We start from the raw sequence: 21,059 nt of genomic DNA, 5'->3' as shown, positions 1-21,059 counted from the left end.
ATGTCAGGGAGGGCGTAGCAGTGAACGACGCGACAACCACAGAGGCACAGAACCGGCGGGTCTTCATCGACAAGCAGTCCCCCGAGACCTACCGGGCCTTCCGGCGCGCCGCCCAGGCGGCCCACGCGGACGCCGTCGAGGCCGGTCTCGACCCCCTCCTGCTGGAACTGATCAATGTGCGCGTCTCCCAGATCAACGGCTGCGCCTACTGCCTGAACGCCCACACCCGGGCGGCGCTGTACGCGGGCGAGTCCCCGCAGCGCCTCGGCACGCTGCCGGCCTGGCGCGACACGGAGCTGTTCACGCCGCGGGAGCGCGCGGGGCTGGCCCTGGCCGAGGCGACGACGCATCCCGCGGACGCCGCCGCGCAGGAGTCGGCGTACGCGGCCGCCCGCGAGGTGTTCACCGACGCCGAGATCTCCGCCGCGATCTGGGCGGCGATCACGATCAACGCCTTCAACCGGGTCTCCGTCCTCAGCAAGCACCCCGTGCGCCCGGCCGCCGTGCCGCGCCCCGCGGAGGGCTGAGCTCACCCCGCCCCGCCGCGGCCCTTACGGCTCCGCCCCTACGGGACGACCCCGTAAGGGCAGGGCCGTACGGGTGAGCCCTTGGCGGTAACCCGTAAGGGCGGGGCGCCCGTTGCGGGTCTGTCGCCCCGGCACCCGGTCTCTCCATACTGGCGGCGACGACAGGAGAGACCATGGCATCCACTGTCCCGAGCCCCTACTCCAGCGCCGTCCACTGGCCCGTCGGGGCGGCGACCCTGACGGCCCTCAGCGACGGGTTCTTCGCCGCCGATCTGGCGACCGTCCTGCCCCGCTTCGACACCCGGGAGGCGGCGCGCCTCCAGAAGGCGTCGCACCGTCCGGAGTGCGCCGCCCTCACCCACACCATGTATCTGCTCCGGGGGCCGGGGCACCGGCCCGCCCTGATCGACGCGGGCATGGGGCACGGCTGGGGCCCCACCCTGGGCCATCTGCCGCACGCGCTGGCCGGGACCGGCGTGGCGCCCGAGGAGATCGGGACCGTCCTCCTCACCCATCTCCACCTGGACCACGCCGGCGGCCTCGTCACCGCCGACGGCGACGCGCTCTTCCCGCACGCCGAGGTGGTGCTGTCCGCGCAGGAGCTGGCGTACTGGCTGCCGGACGGCGTCGGCGCACCGGTGCCGGAGCCCGCCGAGGGGCTGCCGCCGTGGGCGCCGGAGATCACCCGCGCCGGTGCGGCACGCGCGCTGGCGCCGTACCGGGGCCGCATCCGGACGTTCACCGGCGAGGGCGCCGTCCTGCCGGGCGTCACGGCGTTCCCGCTGCCCGGCCACACGCCGGGCCACTGCGGCTACCGGCTCACCGGCGGCGGCCGGACCGTCCTCCTCGTCGGCGATCTGCTGCATCTGCCGGCCGTCCAGGCACCGCGGCCCGATGCGACCGTCGTCTTCGACGAGGACGCCCCGGCCGCGGCCCGCACCCGGGAGGCGGTGCTGCGCGGCGCGGCGGCGGACGGCGCGCTGCTCGCGGGCGCGCACACGGAGTACCCGGGGCTGGGACGGGTGGAACGGCACGGAACGGGATACCGGCTCGTCCCGGAGCTGTGGATCAGCGCGATGCTGGCGGAGGCGGGGCCGTGAGGGACGGCGGGCCCGTGAACCCGTAAGGGACGGGACTCGGTCCCGTAAGGGTGGAACGCGGTCCCGTAAGGGTGGAACGTCCCTCACGGGATCGCGCCCCGGCTCCTCGGCGCCCCGGCCCCTCAGCGCTCCGGCAGATGGATCACCGGGAAGCTGCCGGTGGCCGTGGGGGCGTTCTCCGGGAGCCAGAGGACGGCGACGGCACCGGTCGAGCCGTCGCCCAGTTCATCGGCGTTCCGGAAGGTCAGGCGGGCGCCGAGGACCCGGGCCTGACCTGCGGCGATGGTCAGGCCGAGGCCGTGGCCGCGGCCGGCCCGGTCGCTGCTGCCGGTACGGAACCGGCTCGGCCCCTCCTTCAGCAGCGCCTCCGGAAAGCCCTTGCCGTGGTCGCGGACGCGCACGATGCGGCCCTCGACCATCACGTCGATGGGCGGCTTGCCGTGCCGGGCGGCGTTGGCGATGAGGTTGCCGAGGATGCGTTCCAGGCGGCGCGGATCGGTGGTGACCTCCGCGTCCCGGACGATCTCGACCCGCACATCGGCGTTGAGGGCCCGCACCCGGCGGGCGACGAACTCGCCGAGCGCCACGTCCTGCAGCTCGGCGCGCTCCGCGTAGCCGTCGAGGCGCGCCACCTCCAGCACGTCCTCGACGAGGGTGCGCAGCACCTGCGCCCGGTCGCGCACCAGCTCCGAGGGGCGGCCCGGGGGCAGCAGCTCGGCGGCGGTGAGCAGGCCGGTGACGGGGGTGCGCAGTTCGTGGGCGATGTCGGCGGTGACCCGGCGCTCCGCCTCGATGCGCTGCTGGAGCGCGTCGTTCATCGCGTCGACCGCCCAGGCCAGATCGTCCGTCTCGTCCCGGATGCGGCCGCCGACCGCGTCCCGGATACGGACCGAGGTGTCGCCGTCGGCGAGCTTCCCGGCGGCCGCCGCGGCCTTCCGCAGCCGCTGCGAGAGCCGGCCGCCGACCAGGACGCCCAGCGCGCAGCCGCCGACGACGACCGCGGTCGAGCCGACGACCAGCGCCTGGTCGAGATCGTCGAGGACCTTGAAGCGGTCGTAGTAGCGGCCGTGCATCGACAGGACGCGGCCGCCGCCGAGCGGGGAGGCGGCCCACACCTCGGGGGCGGCCTCGCCGTTGTCCTGGAGGTAGGTGGCGCGGGTGTTGGTGAGGACTTCCTTGCGCAGCTCCGCCGGGATCGCCGGATCGTCGATCTTGGCGCTGAACAGCAGCTGGCCGGTCGACTCGTAGATCCGCTGGGTGGAGTTCAGCCGCTCGATCTGGACGTCCCGGCTGTTGTCGAGCATCGAGGCGCGCGCCGCGTTGTGCACGACGAGGCTCAGCGCCACCGCCACCAGCGCGCCGACCAGCGCGATGGCGGCGCTGAGCTTCCATCTCAGCCCCGTCCGCAGGGGGAGCCTCAACACCTGGCGCGTCAGCCTCTCAGCTTGTAGCCGAAGCCGCGGACCGTCTCGATGCGGTCCTGTCCGATCTTGCCGCGCAGCCGCTGGACGTGGACGTCGACGACGCGGGTGTCGCCGCCCCAGCCGTAGTCCCACACCCGCTCCAGCAGGCGGTCGCGGGTCAGGACGGTGCCGGGGGCGTCGGAGAACTCCAGCAGCAGGCGCATCTCGGTCGGCGTCAGCGCGACCGGCTCGCCGCCCTTGCGGACCTCCATGCCCTCGGTGTCGACCTCCAGGTCCCCGAACCGGAGTATCGCCTCGGCGGGCCCGGCATCGGCGCCGGAAGCCTGGGCTCCGTTGCGTGCGTCGGGTCCGCTGGCGTGGCCGAAGCGGCGCAGCACGGCGCGGATGCGGGCGACGAGGACGGCGCCGTCGAACGGCTTGGTGACGTAGTCGTCGGCGCCTGCCTCCAGGCCGAGGACGACGTCGATGGAGTCGGCGCGCGCGGACAGCATGATCACGGGGACGGTGGACTCGTCCCGGATGCGGCGGCAGAGGCTGACGCCGTCCAGGCCCGGGACCATCACGTCGAGGAGCGCGATGTCGGGCCGGTCGGCGCGGAACGCCTCCAGGCCGGCGAGGCCGTCGGGCATCGCCGTGACGACGAAGCCGTCGCGTTCCAGGGCGAGTTGGGTGGCCTCGCGGATGACGTCGTCGTCCTCGACGAAGAGCACATGGGTGTCGGCCATGCCGTTCTCTCAACCCTCCGATGTGTCGTCGTCATCGGGCCCGGGGCCGTCGACGGTGGTCTTGCTGTAGTCCGTGTGGTACCGGTCCAGCTCCGTGAAACGGTCGTGGGACCAGCGGTAGGTGGTCACGTCCTCGCCGGACGGGCAGCACACCTTGTCGCCGGTGCCGTAGGTCTGCTTGGAGATCTCCAGGTCCCCCTTGTTGACCCCGGCGGAGACGGACGGCTGCTCATCGCTGAACACGTTGTCATACCCGCTGCCGCCCGCGGCGCTCTTGCGGTAGACGTAGGCACCGATACCGATGGAATCCGCGCAGGTCATGACGTTGACGATGACGTCGGGAGCCTTGCTGCCGGTGACTGAGGCGTACGTCACCTCGACCGGGTACGCGTCCGCCACGCAGGGCTTGGCGAGCGTCCGCTTCACCTCGCCGCTGACCTTCGCGTCGCCCTTCAGCAGCGCCACCGCGTCGACCTTCTTCAGGGACGCGCCGGTGGTGGGCGTGGGGTCGGTGGAGGGGGCGTGGCCGGGGGCCGGGGCGGTGCTGGTCGGCGTGCCCTCGCTGCGGACGCCCTCGCTGCCGGGGTGGCAGCCGGCGAGCAGCAGACCGAGCGCGGCCACCCCCGCCGTGGCCGCGCCGCCTGTGGTCAACCCGCCCGTGGTCAACCTGTTCCTGGTCAATCCGCTCCTGCTCACCGTGCTGTTCGCACAGCCGCCGTTCCTGCTGCCGTACCGGTCAGGCCGCGCACCGATCCCGCTCCGTCTCGCCGCGCTCCAGCATGCGCGCGTCGATGTCACGGTCGGCCAGCTCCTGGCGGAGCCGGGCCAGGGCCCGGTGCAGCGTGCTCTTGACGGTACCTGTCGACATGCCGAGCGCGGCAGCCGTCTCCTCGGTGCTCATCTGCTCCCAGTGTCGCAGCACGACGACGCTGCGCTGCTTGGGAGCGAGCACCCCGAGGATGTCCATCAGCAGGGCGCGGTCGGCGCGCTGCTCGGTGCCGTCGTCGACGCTGGCGTCGGGCAGCTGCTCGGTGGGCACCTCCTCCAGCTTCCGCGCCCGCCACCACTCGGTACGGGTGTTGATCATGACGCGGCGCAGGTAGGCGTCGGCCAGCGACTTGTCCGCGATGCCGTCCCAGCGGCCGTAGGTGCGCACCAGCGCCGTCTGCAGGAGGTCCTGGGCGTCCACGGGGTCCGGCACCAGCCTCCGGGCGCTGCGCAGCAGGGCCTCCTGCCGCGTCCGTACGTACTCCTCGAAGTCCAGTACCTTGCCGCCGCTGGTCGCCATCCCGACGCCTCCGCTCCGCTTGCGATTCCCCACGTTGACCGTGCCGGTGGTCATCTCCGGCACGAGGAGGACGCTACGGAGGGGGTGTTGCGGCGCAATGTGCGTCGGCACCACAGGCAGTGCACGGAAATCCGTCGGTTGTGTAACAGCGGCTCGGGGGTCCTACCAGGGACGGACGGCGGGTCCGAATTGCGTCATCCTCCGGACGGACGGGGACCGCCGGAGGGACGAACGGGCCGGGACGGCGGGGAGGGGACGGCCGGGATGGCGGGGAGGGGACGGCCGGGGCGCGGTGCGGGGCCCGCGGCGGTGTGCGGCGGGCCGTTCCGCGGAACGGTGCGGGGCCGTTCCCGGAACGGTCCGGGCGTCCCGGGAACGGCGGGCGCACCGTTCCTGGAACGGCGTCCCGGGAACGCCGGAGGGACGCGCCCTGGGACGCGTCCCTCCGTGGAACAGCCGGTCAGGCGGCCGGGTCAGGTGCGCGGCAGGCGGTAGCGGCCGCCGGGCAGCGGTTCGACCAGACCGTCGGAGACCAGGCCGTCCAGCGCACGGGCTCGCTGCACCGGCTCGTCCCACACCGCGTCCAGCGTCGCCTGCGGCACCGGCGCCAGCGCCTCCCGCAGGACGGCCAGCAGCTTGCCGCGGACCTGCCGGTCGGTGCCCGCGTACGTCTGGGTGCGGCGGGCCGGGCCCTCGTGGGGCGGGGATCCGGCCAGCTTCCAGGCGCACCGGGCGGCGATCGGGCAGCGTCCGCACTCCGGGCCGCGCGCCGTGCACACCAGCGCGCCCAGCTCCATCGTGGCCGCCGCCCACTTCGCCGCGATCCGCTCGTCGTCCGGCAGTAGCGCCCGGGCGAGCTTCCGCTCGGCGGCGGTGGTGGCGTTCGGCGGGAACTGGCGGCCGGTGACCGCGCGGGCGAAGACCCGCCGCACGTTGGTGTCCAGCACCGCGTGCCGCTGCCCGTACGCGAAGGAGGCGACGGCGGCGGCGGTGTACTCGCCGACTCCGGGCAGCGCCAGCAACTGGCCGTGCTCGCGCGGGACGTCCCCGCCGTGGCGTTCCTGTATGGCCAGCGCGGCGGCGTGCAGGCGCAGCGCGCGGCGCGGGTAGCCGAGCCGGCCCCAGGCGCGGACCGCCTCGCCGGGCGCCTCGGCGGCCAGATCGGCGGGGCGCGGCCAGCGGGCCAGCCACTGTTCGTAGACCGGCAGCACACGGCTGACCGGCGTCTGCTGGAGCATGAACTCGCTGACCATCACGCCCCAGGCGCCCGCCTCGGGGCGGCGCCAGGGCAGGTCGCGGGCGTGTGCGTCGAACCAGTCGGTGACGGGGCCGTGGAGCTGGGACCCGTCGGACCCCTCCGAGGCCGGTACGGCGGCGGAGGGCAGGGAGGCGGCGGAGGGCGGGACCGTGGGGGTGGTGGCAGGGATGGAAGTCATGGCCCGACGATCCTGGCACGGGCGCACCCGGCCGTGAAACGCGCCGGGCCCGCACCACCGCACGCCCACCCGCACGCGGGAGGCTCGGTACGTACGGGTGGCGGCTTACCGGGGGTAGGGGTGCGGCGGGCCGGAGCCTCCCGCCTCCCCCGAGGGGGGCTCACCTGCGGCGGGAGCCTGGCCGTATGGGCACCGGGCCGTTCGCCCGGGACGGCGCACCGGGCGACGGGCTCCGGCCACGTGGAGTACGGCTTGCTCGCCGGGTGCGGCTCCCCCGGGCGGCGGGCCCCGGCCACGTGGAGTACGGCCTGCTCGCCGGGTGCGGTTTCCCTGGGGCGCGCCCCCGCCCGCGGGTGGTCCGTCCGGGGCGGCAGAGTGGAGGGACGGGCGGCGGTGAGCCGCGGTCCGGCCGGTGCGGCACCAGGATCAGGAGACGGCGACGATGACCACGTACGAGACGGACGGGCCCACGGGCGGGGCACCCGGCGGACCCGGGGGCGAGCGGCCCGGCGCACCCGGGGGCGGCAGGCCCGATGCACCCGTAGGCGAGAGGCCCGGCGGCGAGGGTTCCGGGCCGGGCGACGGGGCCGCGGCGGCCGGGGCCGGCGGCTGCCCGCCCGAGATCCGGCAGGCGCTGGCCGCCCACACGACGCTGACGCTCGCCTACGCGGACGACGACGGGCCGCAGGCGTGCGCGGTGCTCTACGCGCCGGGCGGGGACGCGTCCGCGCCCCTGCTGTACTTCGTCACCGCGCATTCCACCCGGCACGGACGGGCGCTGGCCCGGCCCGGGGCCCGGGTGGCGTTCACGGCGCAGCGCGACGGGCAGGAGTGGAGCGGGCTCACCGGGCTCCAGGGACGCGGCGGATGCCGGGAGCTGACCGGCGCCGCGCGGATGGCGGGCTGGAACGCGTACACCGGCCGCTTCCCGTTCGTGGCCGGGGACGAACGGCTGCGCGCGGCCCTGGAACGGACCGCGCTGTGGGAGCTGCGCCCCGACTGGCTGCGGCTGATCGACAACGGCCGGGGCTTCGGCCACAAACAGGAGTGGCGGCCCCGGGACGCATAGCCCCGTGCCGCCACTCGGTGTTCCCCCTCCGCCGGTCAGCCGGCCGCGTGCGACCCCCGCCGCGCCTCGACCAGCGGCTTCAGCGGCCCGGTACGCAATTTGATCACCAGCGCGGTCATCGGACCGGCCAGCACCGGCACGCAGATCGCCGCGATGACGGCGCCGAAGAGCAGTCCGGCGGCGACGTCGTGCGGGTAGTGCACACCGACGAAGACCCGGGAGAAGCCGGTCAGCAGCGCCACGGGCACCGCCAGCCAGGCCGCCGCCCGCCAGGCGATGAAGATCCCGACGGCGAGGGAGGCGGCGATCACCGAGTGGTTGCTCGGGAAGGACCAGTCCCCCTCGGGCGGACAGGTGGCGATCGACGCGGCGGCGTGCGCCACCGCCCGGCACGGCCGCTCCTCCTGGACGAAGCTCTTGAGGATCTCGCTCAGGAGGTAGGCGACGGCCGTGCCCACCGGCACCAGCACGGCCAGCGCGACCGCGCGCGGTTCGAGGCGCCGCGCCCGCCACCAGCCGAGGACGGCCACCGCCATCAGGAGCAGAATCCCGCCTTCGGTACCGGCATCGGCGAAGGAATGGACCCACCCAGGGGTGCCGTGCGCGAAGTCCGTGACATCGCGATAGAGGTCGGTGCTGTTCATGAGGGCAGACGGTACGTAATGCCGGGCCCTTAGCGCATCTGGCGTACGGGTCCGGGACCGCCCGGCCAACGCGGAGCGCCGGTTCGGTGACCGTTCGGGAACGGTGCGGGCGGGGCGGGACGGCGCGCGGTGGGACGGCCGCGGGAGGCGCGGGACGGCGCGGTCGCGGGACGGTCCGGGGCGTTCCTGGACGTTCTGGGACGTCGGCGGGCCGCGCGGGCGGGACGGCTTCCGGGGCGTCCCGGGAACAGGCCGGACGCCCCGGAGCTGTGCGGGCGCGCGGACGGCCGGGCCTCTGTGCGGGAGCGGGCCCCCGGAACGGCCGAGGAATGCGCCTGGAACGGCCGGGGACGCACCTGGGGTACGCGCGGCCCGTCCCTGGAATGACCTCACCCCTGGAACGGCCCCGTCGTCGGTCGGCCGCCGCCCCACGGCCGCGCGTTCCGGAACGGCCCCGCCGGCACCCCCGCGCACCGTCACCGGAACACGCTGGGAACACCCCGGGAACACCCCCGACGGCGTCCCGGTACCGCTTCCCGGCCCGCCACCGGAACGATCATGAGAAAAGTTGCCGTTTCGTGCGGCGGGTACTGGCCGGTCCCGGTGGTGATCTCTCGTAGAGTTTCCGCGTGGGATCTCTGCGCAATCCGATCGGTCCGCTCCCCTCCTCCATCTACTGGCGGCGGAGAGCCGTTGCGCTGGGCATCTTCGCGCTGCTCGCCCTCCTGGTGGCGTGGGTCCTCAACTGGGGCGGCGGCAAGGGCCCCGACGGCACCGAGGGCAAGGGCGCGGCGGGCCACGGCCCGGCCGACGCCATCACCCCGGGACCGTCCTCCACCGGCCCCGCGATCAGCCAAAAGCCGGGCGGCCGCGACGAGTCGGGCGACTCCGGCTCCGACGGCGGCAGCGGCTCGGGCGGTTCGGGCTCCGGGGGCTCCGGCGCCGGCGGTGCGGGCTCCGGCGGCGCGAGTTCCGACGGGGCCAACGGCTCCGGCAAGGGCCCGATCGGCACGGGCACCGGCGGCGCGCCGGTCGCGGCCGGCTCGCCGCTGCCGAACTGCACCGGCGACAGCGTCGAGTTGGTGCTGCGCAGCGTGAAGGACTCCTACCACCCCGGTACGAAGCCCGAGTTCGAACTGACCGTCAAGAACACCGGCGGCGCCGACTGCAAGGTCGACCTCGGCGCGAAGGCGGCGGTGCTGACCATCACCGACACCACCGCCGACGACCCGGTGTGGGCCTCCGACGACTGTCCCAAGGGCTCCGCCGCCGCCCTGATGAAGATCCCCGCGCACTCCGCCGTCACCCGCACCGTCACCTGGGACCGCCGGGCCGGCGGCCCCGAGTGCGCCACCCCGAGCGCCGCCTCCGTGCCCGCCGGCAAGTACCGCGTCGAGGCCGCCGTTCCGGGCCTGACGGCGGTGCACACGGACTTCACGCTCACCAAGGACTGACCGGACCGACCCGCCGCGGGACGGCGCCCGGCCCCGGAAGCCGTTCCGCCCGGAGCCGTCCCACCTCTCGCGTTCCAGCCTCTGACCTGCGCGTTCCATGCTCCGGCCGGGCACCCCGCACGCCGCCCCGCGCGCGTCCCGACCCGGCCGCCCACCCCTCGGACGTACGCCCTCCGCTTGTTCTGCCCTCAGAAGATCCGCTCAGAGCGTGTGCCTCTGGCGGGGGCGGGGCCGGGCGGGGCACAGTCGCCGCATGAAGCTGCTGATGCTGGGTGGAACGGAGTTCGTCGGCCGGTCGGTCGTCGAGGAGGCGCTGGCCCGGGGCTGGGAGGTGACGGTCTTTCACCGCGGGCACTCCGCACCGCCGCCGGGGGCGGAGGTGCGGATCGGCGACCGGAGCGTGCCGGGCGGGCTCGCCGCCCTGGAGGAGGGCAGCTGGGACGCCGTCGTCGACACCTGGAAGGGCGCGCCTGCCGCCGCCCGGGACGCCGCACGGCTGCTGTCCGGCCGCGTCGGGCGCCATCTCTACGTCTCCTCACGCTCGGTGCACCCGTTCCCGTCCACCGCGGGACTCGACGAGAGCGGCCCGGTGGTCGACGCCTCCCCCGACGACACCTCCGCCGACGACTACGCGCGGGCCAAGCGGGGCGCCGAGCTGGCGGCCTTGGAGGCGTTCGGCGACCGGGCGGTGCTGGCCCGCGCCGGGCTGGTGCTCGGGCCGTACGAGAACATCGGGCGGCTGCCGTGGTGGCTGGGCCGCATCGCCCGGGGCGGACCGGTCCTCGCCCCCGGGCCGCGCGAGCTGCCGCTCCAGTACATCGACGCCCGTGACCTCGCCATATGGGCGCTGGACGCGCTGCACGACGGGATCCCGGGCGGCGCGTACAACCTCGTCAGCCCGACCGGCCACGCCACGATGGGCGAACTCCTCGACGCCTGCGTCCGGGTGACGGGCGCGGACGCCGAGCTGCGCTGGGCCGATCCGGACGCGGTGACGGCAGCCGGGATCGAGCCGTGGACGGAGCTGCCGGTGTGGCTGCCGCCGGGCGAGCTGCACGACACCCTCCACCGCGGCGATGTGTCGAAGGCGCTGGCCACCGGCCTGCGGTGCCGCCCGGTGACGGAGACGGTCGCCGACACCTGGGAGTGGCTGCGGTCGGTAGGCGGCACCGCCCCGCTGCACCCGGGACGGCCCGCGCCCGGACTGTCGCCGGAGAAGGAGGCGGCGTTCTGGGCGCAGTGACGGGCCGTCGGACCGGCCGCAGGGCATGAAACGGCCGGGCGTACGAGCGGAAGCCCGCACGCCCGGCCGGATCGAAGACGCAGGGCCCGGAGGCCCGCAGACGCAGGGCCCGGAGGCCGGCGCCCCCGGGCCCGCCGCCGTCAGACGTACCGTTCGAGGATCGACGACTCGGCGAGGCGGGAGAGGCCCTCGCGGACCGAGCGGGCGCGGGCCTCGCCGACGCCGTCCACCGCCTGGAGGTCGTCGACGCTGGCGGCCAGCAGCTTCTGGAGGCCGCCGAAGTGGTCGACGAGGCGGTCGATGACCGCGCCGGGCAGCCGCGGCACCTTCGCCAGCAGCCGGAAGCCGCGCGGCGAGACGGCGGAGTCCAGCGTCTCGGGCGAGCCGCTGTACCCCAACGCACGGGCGACGGTCGGCAGTTCCAGCAGCTCGGTGTGGGTGAGCGCGTCCAGCTCCGCGAGCGCCTCGGCGACGGTGCGCGAACGCTTGGCGGTCGGCTCGGGGACGTAGTCGCGGGCGACCAGCTCGCGCTCCGGCTCGACACCGGCGATCAGCTCGTCCAGCTGGAGCGTCAGCAGGCGGCCGTCGGTGCCGAGTTCGACGACGTACTCGGCGATCTCGGTGGCGATCCGGCGGACCATCTCCAGGCGCTGCGCGACGGCGGAGACGTCCCGGACCGTCACCAGGTCCTCGATCTCCAGCGCGGAGAGGGTGCCGGCGACCTCGTCGAGGCGGAGCTTGTACCGCTCCAGCGTCGCCAGTGCCTGGTTGGCTCGGGAGAGGATCGCCGCCGACTCCTCCAGGACGCGCCGCTCACCGTCGACGTACAGGGCGATCAGCCGCATCGACTGGCTCACCGAGACGACCGGGAAGCCCGCCTGGATGGAGACGCGCTGCGCGGTGCGGTGGCGGGTGCCGGTCTCCTCGGTGGGGATGGAGGCGTCCGGCACCAGCTGCACCCCGGCGCGCAGGATCTTGCTGATGTCCTTGTCGAGCACGAGCGCGCCGTCCAGCTTGCACAGTTCGCGCAGGCGGGTGGCGGTGAACTCGACGTCCAGCACGAAGCCGCCGGTGCACATCGACTCGACGGTCTTGTCGAAGCCGAGGACGATCAGTCCGCCGGTGTTGCCGCGCAGGATGCGCTCCAGTCCGTCGCGCAGGGCCGTACCGGGGGCGACCGCGCTCAGCGAGGCGCGCATCAGGGCGTCGGTACCGGAACCCCCGCCGGACCTGCCGGGAGACGATGCCCGGTCGTTGGCTGCCACTGCACTCCTCCGTCGCAAGGTCTGTCGGTCCGCAGCCGCCCGGCCCCTGCCGTGGTGTCCTGCGGCGTATCAGGGAGCGTACGTGTCCCGGCGGCAGGACTGCTGTGGGGCGGGCGGGACCGGGGCAGAGTCTACCGGCGGACCTCCTCCTCCTGCGGGGCCGCTCGCCGGGGCCGCTTGGGCAACACCCGCAGCGCCTCACCGACGTCGGCGACCTCCAGCACCCGCATACCGTCCGGGATCTTGCCCGGATCGGACGGCACCAGCGCATGGGTGAAGCCGAGCCGCGCCGCCTCGGCGAGCCGCCGCTGGACGCCGGTGACGCGCCGGACCTCGCCGGCGAGCCCGACCTCCCCGATGGCGACGAGGTTCTTCGGCAGCGGGGTGTCGCTCGCGGCGCTGGCCAGGGCGAGCGCCACCGCGAGGTCGGCGGCGGGCTCGGTGAGCTTCACACCGCCGACGGTGGCGCTGTAGATGTCGCGCTTGCCCAGGGCGCTGATCCGGCCGCGCTGCTCCAGGACGGCGAGCATCATCGAGACGCGGGAGGTCTCCAGCCCGGAGGTGGTCCGGCGCGGCGAGGGGATCTGCGAGTCGACGGTGAGCGCCTGGACTTCGGCGACGAGCGGCCGGCGGCCCTCCAGGGTGACGGTGAGACAGGTGCCGGGCACCGGCTCGGCGCGGCGGGTCAAGAAGAGGCCCGAGGGGTCGGCGAGCCCGGTGATGCCCTCGTCGTGCAGCTCGAAGCAGCCGACCTCGTCGGTGGTGCCGTAGCGGTTCTTGACGCCGCGGACCAGCCGCAGCCGGGCGTGCCGGTCGCCCTCGAACTGCAGGACCACGTCGACGAGATGCTCCAGCAGGCGCGGGCCCGCGATGGCGCCGTCCTTGGTGACGTGGCCGACGAGGAGGGTGGCCATCCCGCGCTCCTTGGAGGCGCGGATGAGCGCCCCGGCGACCTCGCGGACCTGCGCCATGCCGCCGGGGGCGCCGTCGATCTCCGGGGAGGCGACGGTCTGCACGGAGTCGAGGACCAGCAGCGACGGCTTGACGCTGTCGAGGTGGCCGAGGACGGCGGAGAGATCCGTCTCGGCGGCCAGGTAGAGGTCCTCGCTGAGCGCGCCGATGCGGTCGGCGCGCAGCCGGACCTGGCTCGCGGACTCCTCGCCGGTGACGTAGAGAGTGCGGTGCGCGTCGGACGCGGCCTTGGCGGCGACGTCCAGCAGGAGGGTGGACTTGCCGACGCCGGGCTCCCCGGCGAGCAGCACCACGGCGCCCGGGACGAGGCCGCCGCCGAGCACGCGGTCCAGCTCGGGCACGCCGGTGGAGCGGGCGGTGGCCCGGCGGCCGTCGACCTGGCCGATCGGGACGGCGGCGGTGGTGACCCGGCCGGGCGCGGTGGTGCGCACCGCCCCGGCGCCGCCGGTCTCCTCGACCGTGCCCCACGCCTGGCATTCGGGACAGCGCCCGAGCCACTTCACGGTGGTCCAGCCGCACTCGGTGCAACGGTAGGAGGGACGCTCCTTGGCCGACGTTTTACGGGTTGCCATGACGTCACCGTAACGGCGGGGTGTGACAGCGGGGGCCGGCGGCGGCCGGGCAGGGCGACGGCGGGCCCGCGCGGCCCGGGTCCCGCCTTGCTCGGCAAGGCCCGGAGTTCCGCGGGAACCGCGGGAAACGGCCGAAGGCGCCCGTTCCAGCCGTCGTCGCGTTCGGGAGGCTTGGGCGGAACGGGTGGTTCATGTCCCCTTTTGAGTGAGATGCTCACTCGTTAGGGTTGAATGTGCGGCCAGACGGTAAGCGCCGCTGGATCATCGCCCTACCGTCGCCGGGGTGATGAGCAGGCCCGAGCACCCCACGCACACCACCGGCGCACACCGGTCGCGCAGCGGCGCTTCGCATCGGAGCAGGTCGCAGCGGCCCGGCCGACCGGTGCCGTCCGACCGTCCCGAGCAGACCGTCCGCCCCGAGCGGTCGGTCCGCGTCGCCTGGCCCGTCCTGGCCCCTCCCCCGGGAACTCCGGGCGCTCCGGGCGCCACGGGCGGGCAGCCGCATACCGCGCGCACCGGCCCTCCCGGTCCCCCCGGCCGTCCGGGGCACCCCGTCCGGGCCGCGGGCTACGAGCCGTATCTGGACGGGCTGTTCACCTACTGCCTGTCCGTGCTGTGCGCGCACGACGCGGCGGCCGCGGTGCTCGGGGAAACGCTGGCGCTCGCCGAGCGGCAGCACGGCAGGCGCCCCGACGATCCGGGTCTGTACCGCCCCTGGCTCTACGCCCTCGCCCGCTGGGCGTGCCTGCGGCGGCTGGCCGATCCCGGCGCGCCGGACCCGGCGGCGGACCCGGAGTCCGGGCGGCGCGAGCTGGCCCGGCTGGCATGGCCCGAGGCGGCGGGGATGACGCCGGAGCAGCGCGAGGCGCTGGAGCTGTCGGTCCGCCACCGGCTGCCCGCGGCGGAGGTGGCCGCGGTGCTCGGCACCGATCCGGTCGCCACCCGGGCGCTGCTGGCCACCGCGTCCTGCGAGGTCGAGCGGACCCGTGCCGCGCTGGCCGTCGTCGAGCGCGGCCACTGCCCGGACGTGGCGCGGCTGGCCGGGGGCACCCGGATGCTGCTGGGGGCGGTGCTGCGGCGGGAGCTGGTGCGGCACGTCGACGACTGCACCGAGTGCCGCGGCACCGCGGAGTACGCGACGGCCGCCGGTCCCTGGCCGGGCACCGCGCCCGCGGCCCGGGGCACGCTGCCGCTGGTCGCGGCGCCCCGGGAGGCGGTGTTCGGGGCGCTGGCGGCGGCCCGGCGGACGCGGTCCGGCCGGGCCGAGGGGGTGGCCGGTTCGGGCGTGCCGGGCAGGACGCGCCGGACGGGCCGCAGCGGTGGGGCAAACGGTTCTCCACGCTACGACCGCCGGGGCTTCCCGGTCCGCCCGACGGATCTGGCGGCCCGCCGCGCGCGGCTGCGCAGCCGCGCGATGACGACGACGATCGTCGCCACCGTGCTGGCCGCCCCGGTGCTGGCCCTGTGGGCGGCGTACCGGGGCGCCCCCGCGCCGGTTGAGGCGCAGAGCGCGCCCCCGGTGTCGGCCGTCGACTCGGACAGTGGGCGGCTGGACGGCCGCCCGTACGAGAACGCGGGCAACGCCGGGACGACGCCGCGCTCCTCAACGTCGGCGTCCGGAGGGCCGGGGGAGGTGACGGCGCAGGTGCTCGGCGCGGACGGCGGGCGCACGCGCCGGGCCACCGGCCCCGGGCGGCTGACCGTGGCGGCGCAGCCGCACGGTGCGACGACCCTCATCACGCTCAGCGCGTCCGGCGGCACCCCGGTGCGCTGGACGGCTGCGGCGGGCGCCCCGTGGCTCCAGCTCAACCGGACCGCCGGGGAGCTGATGCCGGGGCGGAGCACGACGGTGACCGTGCAGGTCGACCACGACCGGGAGCCGGACGGGCCGTGGCGCACCCGCATCGTCATCGGACCGGGCGCCACCGCCGTCACGATGGAGGGCCGGGGCGCCGGCGTCCCGGGCCCGGACCGCCCGCGCCCCACGCGCCCGGTGCCCACACCGCCCCGCCCGGCCACACCGTCCCCCCGGCCGACCGGCCCGGCGCCGGACTCCCCCGCGCCCACGCCCACGGGCCCGGCGCCCGCGGATTCGTCCACGCCGGTGGCCACCGTGCGCTGAGCGCCGTCCCGCAGTCCCCGGCGGGCGAAGCGGGAACGGACCGGCCGGGACGCCGGAACGGCAGGGTGGAACGCCGGAACGGGCAGGTGGGAAGCCGGAACGGCGGGCCGGACCACCGTCGACGGGCAGCCCGGAACGCCGGGACGCCGGCCGCATCGGCACCAGCGACAGCCCCGGAACGCCGGAACGGGCGGGACCGGACGACCGCCGCCGCCCCTCAGCCCCGAACGCCGGAACGCCGCAACGGCGGGGGTGGAACGCCCCTCAAGACCGGTCCCCTAAGACCGTCCCCTAGGACCGGTCCCCCTCCGGAACCTCCAGCTTGGCCGCCTTTCCCGAGCGGGCGGACTTCGGCGGGGTCGCCGGGTCCGCCGGGTGCGGGGCGAGCGGGAGAGTGGCGGCCAGGCGTTCCTCGCAGAGTTCGGCGAGCTTGGCGTAGCCCTCCTTGCCCATCAGTTCGGTGAGTTCCGGTTCGTACGAGACGTAGACCGGGTCGCCGGCGCCGTGGGCGGAGGTGGCGGAGGTGCACCACCAGTGCAGGTCGTGGCCGCCGGGGCCCCAGCCGCGGCGGTCGTACTCGCCGATCGTCACCTGGAGGATCTGGGTGTCGTCGGGCCGGTCGATCCAGTCGTAGGTGCGGCGCACCGGGAGCTGCCAGCAGACGTCCGGCTTGGTCTCCAGGGGCTCGCGGCCCTCGCGCAGCGCCAGCAGGTGCAGGGAGCAGCCGGCGCCCGCCGCGAAGCCGGGGCGGTTCTGGAAGATGCAGGAACCCTGCCAGCGGCGGGTCTGCCGGTCGCCGTCCTCGTCCTCCTCGGTCCAGCCGCTCTCCGTGCCGACGTCGTGGAACTGCCACAGCTCCGGTGTGAGACGCGCCACGTGCCCGGCGACCCGCTCCTCGTCCTCCTCGTCGGAGAAGTGCGCGCCCAGCGTGCAGCAGCCGTCGTCGGCGCGGCCCGCCTGGATGCCCTGGCAGCCGCTGCCGAAGACGCAGGTCCAGCGCGAGGTGAGCCACGTCAGGTCGCAGCGGAATTCCTGCTCGTCGTCGGCCGGGTCCGGGAAGGTGACCCAGGCGCGGGCGAAGTCGAGGCCGACCTCGTCGGCCGGGGCGCCCGCCTGGCGCTTTGCGCCCTTCTCCGCGGCTTTCCCGCGCTTCGCCTTGTTCGTCGTAGCCACGACTCCAGCGTACGGGCCCGCCGACCGCACGAGGCGCACCCGGATCCGGCCCCCGGGGCGCACGCGCCATCACGAACGCCCCCGCGCCCCCGGCCGCCCCGGGCGCCGCAGTAGGTTTCCCCGTATGAGACTCGGTGTCCTCGACGTGGGTTCGAATACGGTCCATCTCCTGGTGGTCGACGCGCACCCGGGCGCGCGCCCGCTGCCCGCCTACTCGTACAAGGCGGAGCTGCGGCTCGCCGAGCTGCTCGACGCGGACGGCGCGATAAGCGACGCGGGCGTGGAGCGGCTGGTCGCGACCGTCCGCAAGGCCGGTGAGGTGGCCGAGGACAAGGGCGTCGAGGACGTGCTGCCGTTCGCCACGTCCGCGGTCCGCGACGCCGTCAACGGCGAGCAGGTGCTGCGCCGCGTCGCGGAGGAGACCGGCGTCGCGCTGCGGGTGCTGTCCGGTGAGGACGAGGCGCGCCTGACCTTCCTCGCCACCCGCCGCTGGTTCGGCTGGTCGGCCGGGCGGCTGCTGCTCCTGGACATCGGCGGCGGCTCCCTGGAGATCGCGTACGGGCTGGACGAGGAACCGGACGCGGCGACGTCGCTGCCGCTCGGCGCGGGCCGGCTGACCAGCGGCGCGCTCCCCGGCGATCCGCCCGGCACGGACGACGTCCGGGCGCTGCGCCGCCGGGTGCGCGCCGACATCGCGAGGGTGGTGAGCGACTTCACCCGCTACGGCGACCCCGATCACGTCGTCGGGACGTCGAAGACCTTCCGGCAGCTGGCCCGGATCACCGGCGCCGCCCGCCCCTCGGACGGGCTGTACGTCCAGCGGGAGCTGGAGCGCAAGAAGGTGGAGGAGTGGGTGCCGAAGCTGGCCGGGATGACGGCGCAGCAGCGTGCCGCGCTGCCCGGCGTCTCCGAGGGCCGCTCGCGCCAGCTGCTGGCGGGGGCGCTGGTGGCGGAGGCGGCGATGGACCTGTTCGGGGTGGAGTCGCTGGAGATCTGCCCGTGGGCGCTGCGCGAGGGCGTGATCCTGCGGCGGCTCGACCACCTGCCGACGCCCTGAGCGGTGCGGCCCGTACGCTGTCCCTCGTGACAGAGCCAGTGGTGCGCATCCCCGATGCGAAGGTCGCGCTGTCCACGGCCTCGGTCTACCCGGAGTCGACGGCGACGGCGTTCGAGATCGCCGCGCGTCTGGGGTACGACGGCGTCGAGGTCATGGTGTGGACCGACCCGGTCAGCCAGGACATCGAGGCGCTGCGGCGGCTGTCCGACTACCACGGGGTGCCGATCCTGGCGGTGCACGCGCCGTGTCTGCTGATCACCCAGCGGGTGTGGTCGACCGATCCGTGGGTCAAGCTCCAGCGGGCGAAGAACGCCGCGGAGAAGCTGGGCGCCTCCACCGTCGTCGTCCATCCGCCGTTTCGCTGGCAGCGGTCGTACGCGCGGGAGTTCGTGCGCGGGGTGTGGCGGATGGAGCACGAGAGCGACGTCCGGTTCGCGGTCGAGAACATGTATCCGTGGCGCTACCGCGACCGCGAGATGCTGGCGTACGCACCGGACTGGGACCCGACCAACGACGACTACCGTCACTTCACCCTCGATCTCTCGCACACCGCGACGTCGCGCAGCGAGGCGCTGGCGATGGTGGAGCGGATGGGCGACCGGCTGGCGCACCTCCACATCGCCGACGGCAGCGGCTCGGGCAAGGACGAGCACCTGGTGCCGGGGCGCGGCTCGCAGCCGTGCGCGGAGCTGCTGGAACAGCTGGCGGTGACCGGTTTCGACGGCCATGTCGTCGTCGAGGTCAACACCCGTCGGGCGATGTCCGCGGCGGAGCGCGAGGCCGATCTCGCCGAGGCGCTGGCCTTCACCCGGCTGCATCTGGCGTCGCCGCAGCGGTAGGGACGGCGCCCGCGGAGCCCGTAGGGGCCCGGCCCCGACGCCGCTCGGGGCCGTCCGCACCGGCCTCGGGGTCCGTCCGCACTCCGGTCACCCGTCTCACCATGCGGAGGAGTTGTCCGGATCGCGGATCGGCAGCGTACTCTCGGCAGCAGCTGATACAGGACGGCTGATGTACGACGCCGCCGGTACGCGGCGGGGCGCACGCCTCCTTCCGGTGCCGCAGCGGCGGTCGTCCGAGACGATCCCCTAGGGAGTGACCATCGTGCCCGAGCTGAGGTCCCGCACCGTTACCCATGGCCGCAACATGGCCGGCGCCCGAGCCCTTATGCAGGCCAGCGGCGTAGCGCGGGAGGACTTCGGCAAGCCGATCATCGCCGTGGCCAACAGCTTCACGGAGTTCGTGCCGGGCCACACCCACCTCCAGCCGGTGGGCCGCATCGTCTCCGAGGCGATCCACGCGGCGGGCGGCATCGCCCGGGAGTTCAACACCATCGCCGTCGACGACGGCATCGCGATGGGCCACGGCGGGATGCTCTACAGCCTGCCGTCGCGCGATCTGATCGCCGACTCCGTCGAGTACATGGTCGAGGCGCACTGCGCGGACGCGCTGATCTGCATCTCCAACTGCGACAAGATCACCCCGGGCATGCTGATGGCCGCGATGCGCCTCAACATCCCCACCGTCTTCGTCTCCGGCGGCCCGATGGAGGCCGGGCAGACCACGCTGGTCGACGGCACGGTCCGCAAGCTCGACCTCGTCAACGCCATCTCCGAGGCGGTCAACGAGAACGTCTCCGACGAGGACATCCTCCGCATCGAGCAGAACGCCTGCCCGACCTGCGGTTCCTGTTCCGGCATGTTCACCGCCAACTCCATGAACTGCCTGACCGAGGCGATCGGTCTGGCCCTGCCCGGCAACGGCTCCGTCCTCGCCACCCACACCGCCCGCAAGGCGCTGTACGAGAACGCCGGACGCACCGTCGTCGAGATCACCAAGCGCCACTACGAGCAGGACGACACCACCGTCCTGCCGCGCTCCGTCGGCTCCCGCGCCGCGTTCGAGAACGCCGTCGCGCTCGACATCGCCATGGGCGGCTCGACCAACACGATCCTGCACCTGCTGGCCGCCGCGCAGGAGGCCGAGCTGGACTTCGACATGAAGAAGATCGACGAGCTGTCGCGGAAGCTCCCGTGCCTGTCGAAGGTCGCCCCGAACGGCGCGTACTACATGGAGGACGTGCACCGCGCCGGCGGCATCCCCGCCATCCTCGGCGAGCTGTACCGCGCCGGGCTGCTCAACGAGGACGTCCACACCGTCCACTCCCCCTCACTCGCCGACTGGCTGAAGAACTGGGACATCCGCGGCGGCTCCCCGTCCGCGGAGGCGACCGAGCTGTTCCACGCGGCTCCCGGCTGTGTCCGTTCGGCCAGCGCGTTCTCCCAGTCGGAGCGGTGGGAGTCGCTGGACACCGACGCGGCGAACGGCTGCATCCGCGACATCGAGCACGCCTACTCCACCGAGGGCGGCCTGGCGATCCTCTACGGCAACCTCGCCGTGGACGGCTGCGTCGTGAAGACCGCCGGTGTCGACGAGTCGATCTGGACGTTCGAGGGCCCCGCCGTGGTCTGCGAGTCCCAGGAAGCCGCGGTCGACGCGATCTTGAAGAAGCAGGTCAAGGAGGGTGACGTCGTCGTCATCCGCTACGAGGGCCCCAAGGGCGGCCCCGGTATGCAGGAGATGCTGTACCCGACGTCGTTCCTGAAGGGCCGCGGTCTGGGCAAGGCGTGCGCGCTCGTCACCGACGGCCGCTTCTCCGGCGGCACCTCGGGCCTCTCCATCGGCCACGCCTCCCCGGAGGCGGCGTCCGGCGGCACCATCGCCCTCGTCGAGAACGGCGACCGCATCCGCATCGACATCCCCAACCGCTCCATCGAACTCCTCGTCCCCGACACCGAGCTGGAGTCCCGCCGGCTGGCGCTCGGCGGCGTCTACGCCCCCAAGGACCGCGACCGCAAGGTCTCCCAGGCGCTGCGCGCCTACGCCGCGATGGCCACCAGCGCGGACAAGGGCGCGGTGCGCGATGTGAGCAAGCTGGGCTGAGCCGACGCCGGCCCTGTTGCGCGTGGGCCCTCGCCGGGTGGCGGGGGC

At 74.6% G+C, this 21,059-nt stretch carries 18 protein-coding genes; 9 read left to right on the top strand and 9 right to left on the bottom strand.

What is annotated here, in order from left to right; genetic code table 11:
- Positions 1-20 precede the first annotated feature (20 nt).
- Together ABT345_RS14545 and ABT345_RS14540 are read left to right on the top strand one after the other, a co-directional pair.
- The gene (locus ABT345_RS14545) at positions 21-527 is read left to right on the top strand and encodes a carboxymuconolactone decarboxylase family protein (RefSeq protein ID WP_345077303.1); all 507 of its coding nucleotides are present in this window, start codon (positions 21-23) and stop codon (positions 525-527) included.
- 173 nt (positions 528-700) lie between these two features.
- Positions 701-1,627 carry an MBL fold metallo-hydrolase gene (locus ABT345_RS14540; RefSeq protein ID WP_345077306.1) on the top strand — a complete coding sequence of 309 codons (927 nt, stop codon included), beginning with the start codon at positions 701-703 and terminating at the stop codon, positions 1,625-1,627.
- A 122-nt stretch (positions 1,628-1,749) separates the two neighbouring features.
- Here the strand turns inward: ABT345_RS14540 and cseC are convergent, their stop codons facing one another.
- The 5 genes from cseC to ABT345_RS14515 form a co-directional block, all read right to left on the bottom strand.
- The gene (gene cseC / locus ABT345_RS14535; protein WP_345077309.1) at positions 1,750-3,051 is read right to left on the bottom strand and encodes a two-component system sensor histidine kinase CseC; all 1,302 of its coding nucleotides are present in this window, start codon (positions 3,049-3,051) and stop codon (positions 1,750-1,752) included.
- An 8-nt stretch (positions 3,052-3,059) separates the two neighbouring features.
- Entirely contained in the window at positions 3,060-3,776 is a 717-nt protein-coding gene (gene cseB, locus ABT345_RS14530; RefSeq protein ID WP_345077312.1) for a two-component system response regulator CseB, read from the bottom strand.
- A gap of 9 nt (positions 3,777-3,785) precedes the next feature.
- A complete protein-coding gene (locus tag ABT345_RS14525; RefSeq protein WP_345077315.1) occupies positions 3,786-4,457 on the bottom strand; it encodes a hypothetical protein in 672 nt (223 codons plus the stop codon).
- 55 nt (positions 4,458-4,512) lie between these two features.
- Positions 4,513-5,118 carry a SigE family RNA polymerase sigma factor gene (locus ABT345_RS14520; protein ID WP_386460620.1) on the bottom strand — a complete coding sequence of 202 codons (606 nt, stop codon included), beginning with the start codon at positions 5,116-5,118 and terminating at the stop codon, positions 4,513-4,515.
- A gap of 419 nt (positions 5,119-5,537) precedes the next feature.
- Positions 5,538-6,500 (bottom strand): HhH-GPD family protein, encoded by a 963-nt coding sequence (locus ABT345_RS14515; RefSeq protein WP_345077318.1) that lies wholly within the window; start codon positions 6,498-6,500, stop codon positions 5,538-5,540.
- Positions 6,501-6,942: 442 nt separating this feature from the next.
- On the opposite strand from ABT345_RS14515, the gene ABT345_RS14510 reads away from it, so the two are divergent.
- Positions 6,943-7,569, top strand: a complete 627-nt coding sequence (locus ABT345_RS14510; RefSeq protein ID WP_345077321.1) for a pyridoxamine 5'-phosphate oxidase family protein — start codon at positions 6,943-6,945, stop codon at positions 7,567-7,569.
- Between the two features lie 35 nt (positions 7,570-7,604).
- On the opposite strand, the gene ABT345_RS14505 is transcribed toward ABT345_RS14510, so the two are convergent.
- Positions 7,605-8,213, bottom strand: a complete 609-nt coding sequence (locus ABT345_RS14505; protein ID WP_345077324.1) for a phosphatase PAP2 family protein — start codon at positions 8,211-8,213, stop codon at positions 7,605-7,607.
- A 629-nt stretch (positions 8,214-8,842) separates the two neighbouring features.
- Here ABT345_RS14505 and ABT345_RS14500 point away from each other — a divergent pair.
- Together ABT345_RS14500 and ABT345_RS14495 are read left to right on the top strand one after the other, a co-directional pair.
- Positions 8,843-9,667: a hypothetical protein gene (locus ABT345_RS14500; RefSeq protein WP_345077327.1), complete on the top strand. Its 825-nt coding sequence runs from the start codon at positions 8,843-8,845 to the stop codon at positions 9,665-9,667.
- Between the two features lie 253 nt (positions 9,668-9,920).
- Positions 9,921-10,910 carry an NAD-dependent epimerase/dehydratase family protein gene (locus ABT345_RS14495; protein WP_345077330.1) on the top strand — a complete coding sequence of 330 codons (990 nt, stop codon included), beginning with the start codon at positions 9,921-9,923 and terminating at the stop codon, positions 10,908-10,910.
- A 140-nt stretch (positions 10,911-11,050) separates the two neighbouring features.
- Here the strand turns inward: ABT345_RS14495 and disA are convergent, their stop codons facing one another.
- Positions 11,051-12,175, bottom strand: coding sequence for a DNA integrity scanning diadenylate cyclase DisA (gene disA / locus ABT345_RS14490; protein WP_345077334.1), 1,125 nt, complete (start codon positions 12,173-12,175; stop codon positions 11,051-11,053).
- 131 nt (positions 12,176-12,306) lie between these two features.
- Positions 12,307-13,719 carry a DNA repair protein RadA gene (gene radA, locus ABT345_RS14485; RefSeq protein WP_345077337.1) on the bottom strand — a complete coding sequence of 471 codons (1,413 nt, stop codon included), beginning with the start codon at positions 13,717-13,719 and terminating at the stop codon, positions 12,307-12,309.
- 286 nt (positions 13,720-14,005) lie between these two features.
- On the opposite strand from radA, the gene ABT345_RS14480 reads away from it, so the two are divergent.
- Positions 14,006-15,841 carry an RNA polymerase sigma factor gene (locus tag ABT345_RS14480; RefSeq protein WP_345077340.1) on the top strand — a complete coding sequence of 612 codons (1,836 nt, stop codon included), beginning with the start codon at positions 14,006-14,008 and terminating at the stop codon, positions 15,839-15,841.
- Between the two features lie 291 nt (positions 15,842-16,132).
- Here the strand turns inward: ABT345_RS14480 and ABT345_RS14475 are convergent, their stop codons facing one another.
- Entirely contained in the window at positions 16,133-17,014 is an 882-nt protein-coding gene (locus ABT345_RS14475; protein ID WP_345077343.1) for a DUF3109 family protein, read from the bottom strand.
- 124 nt (positions 17,015-17,138) lie between these two features.
- Between ABT345_RS14475 and ABT345_RS14470 the strand changes: the two genes are divergently transcribed.
- The 3 genes from ABT345_RS14470 (at position 17,139) to ilvD (ending at position 21,011) form a co-directional block, all read left to right on the top strand.
- Positions 17,139-18,071 (top strand): Ppx/GppA family phosphatase, encoded by a 933-nt coding sequence (locus ABT345_RS14470; RefSeq protein ID WP_345077346.1) that lies wholly within the window; start codon positions 17,139-17,141, stop codon positions 18,069-18,071.
- 38 nt (positions 18,072-18,109) lie between these two features.
- Complete coding sequence (locus tag ABT345_RS14465) at positions 18,110-18,910, top strand: sugar phosphate isomerase/epimerase family protein (RefSeq protein ID WP_345078527.1); 801 nt, start codon at positions 18,110-18,112, stop codon at positions 18,908-18,910.
- A gap of 262 nt (positions 18,911-19,172) precedes the next feature.
- Positions 19,173-21,011: a dihydroxy-acid dehydratase gene (gene ilvD, locus ABT345_RS14460; RefSeq protein WP_345077349.1), complete on the top strand. Its 1,839-nt coding sequence runs from the start codon at positions 19,173-19,175 to the stop codon at positions 21,009-21,011.
- Positions 21,012-21,059 lie beyond the last annotated feature (48 nt).

It is taken from the genome of Streptomyces sp. NPDC000404 (genome assembly GCF_040300365.1).
Lineage (GTDB): Bacteria > Actinomycetota > Actinomycetes > Streptomycetales > Streptomycetaceae > Streptomyces > Streptomyces ramulosus.
Note: the sequence above shows the minus strand (reverse complement) of the source record. Positions and strands in the feature narration are given on the sequence as shown.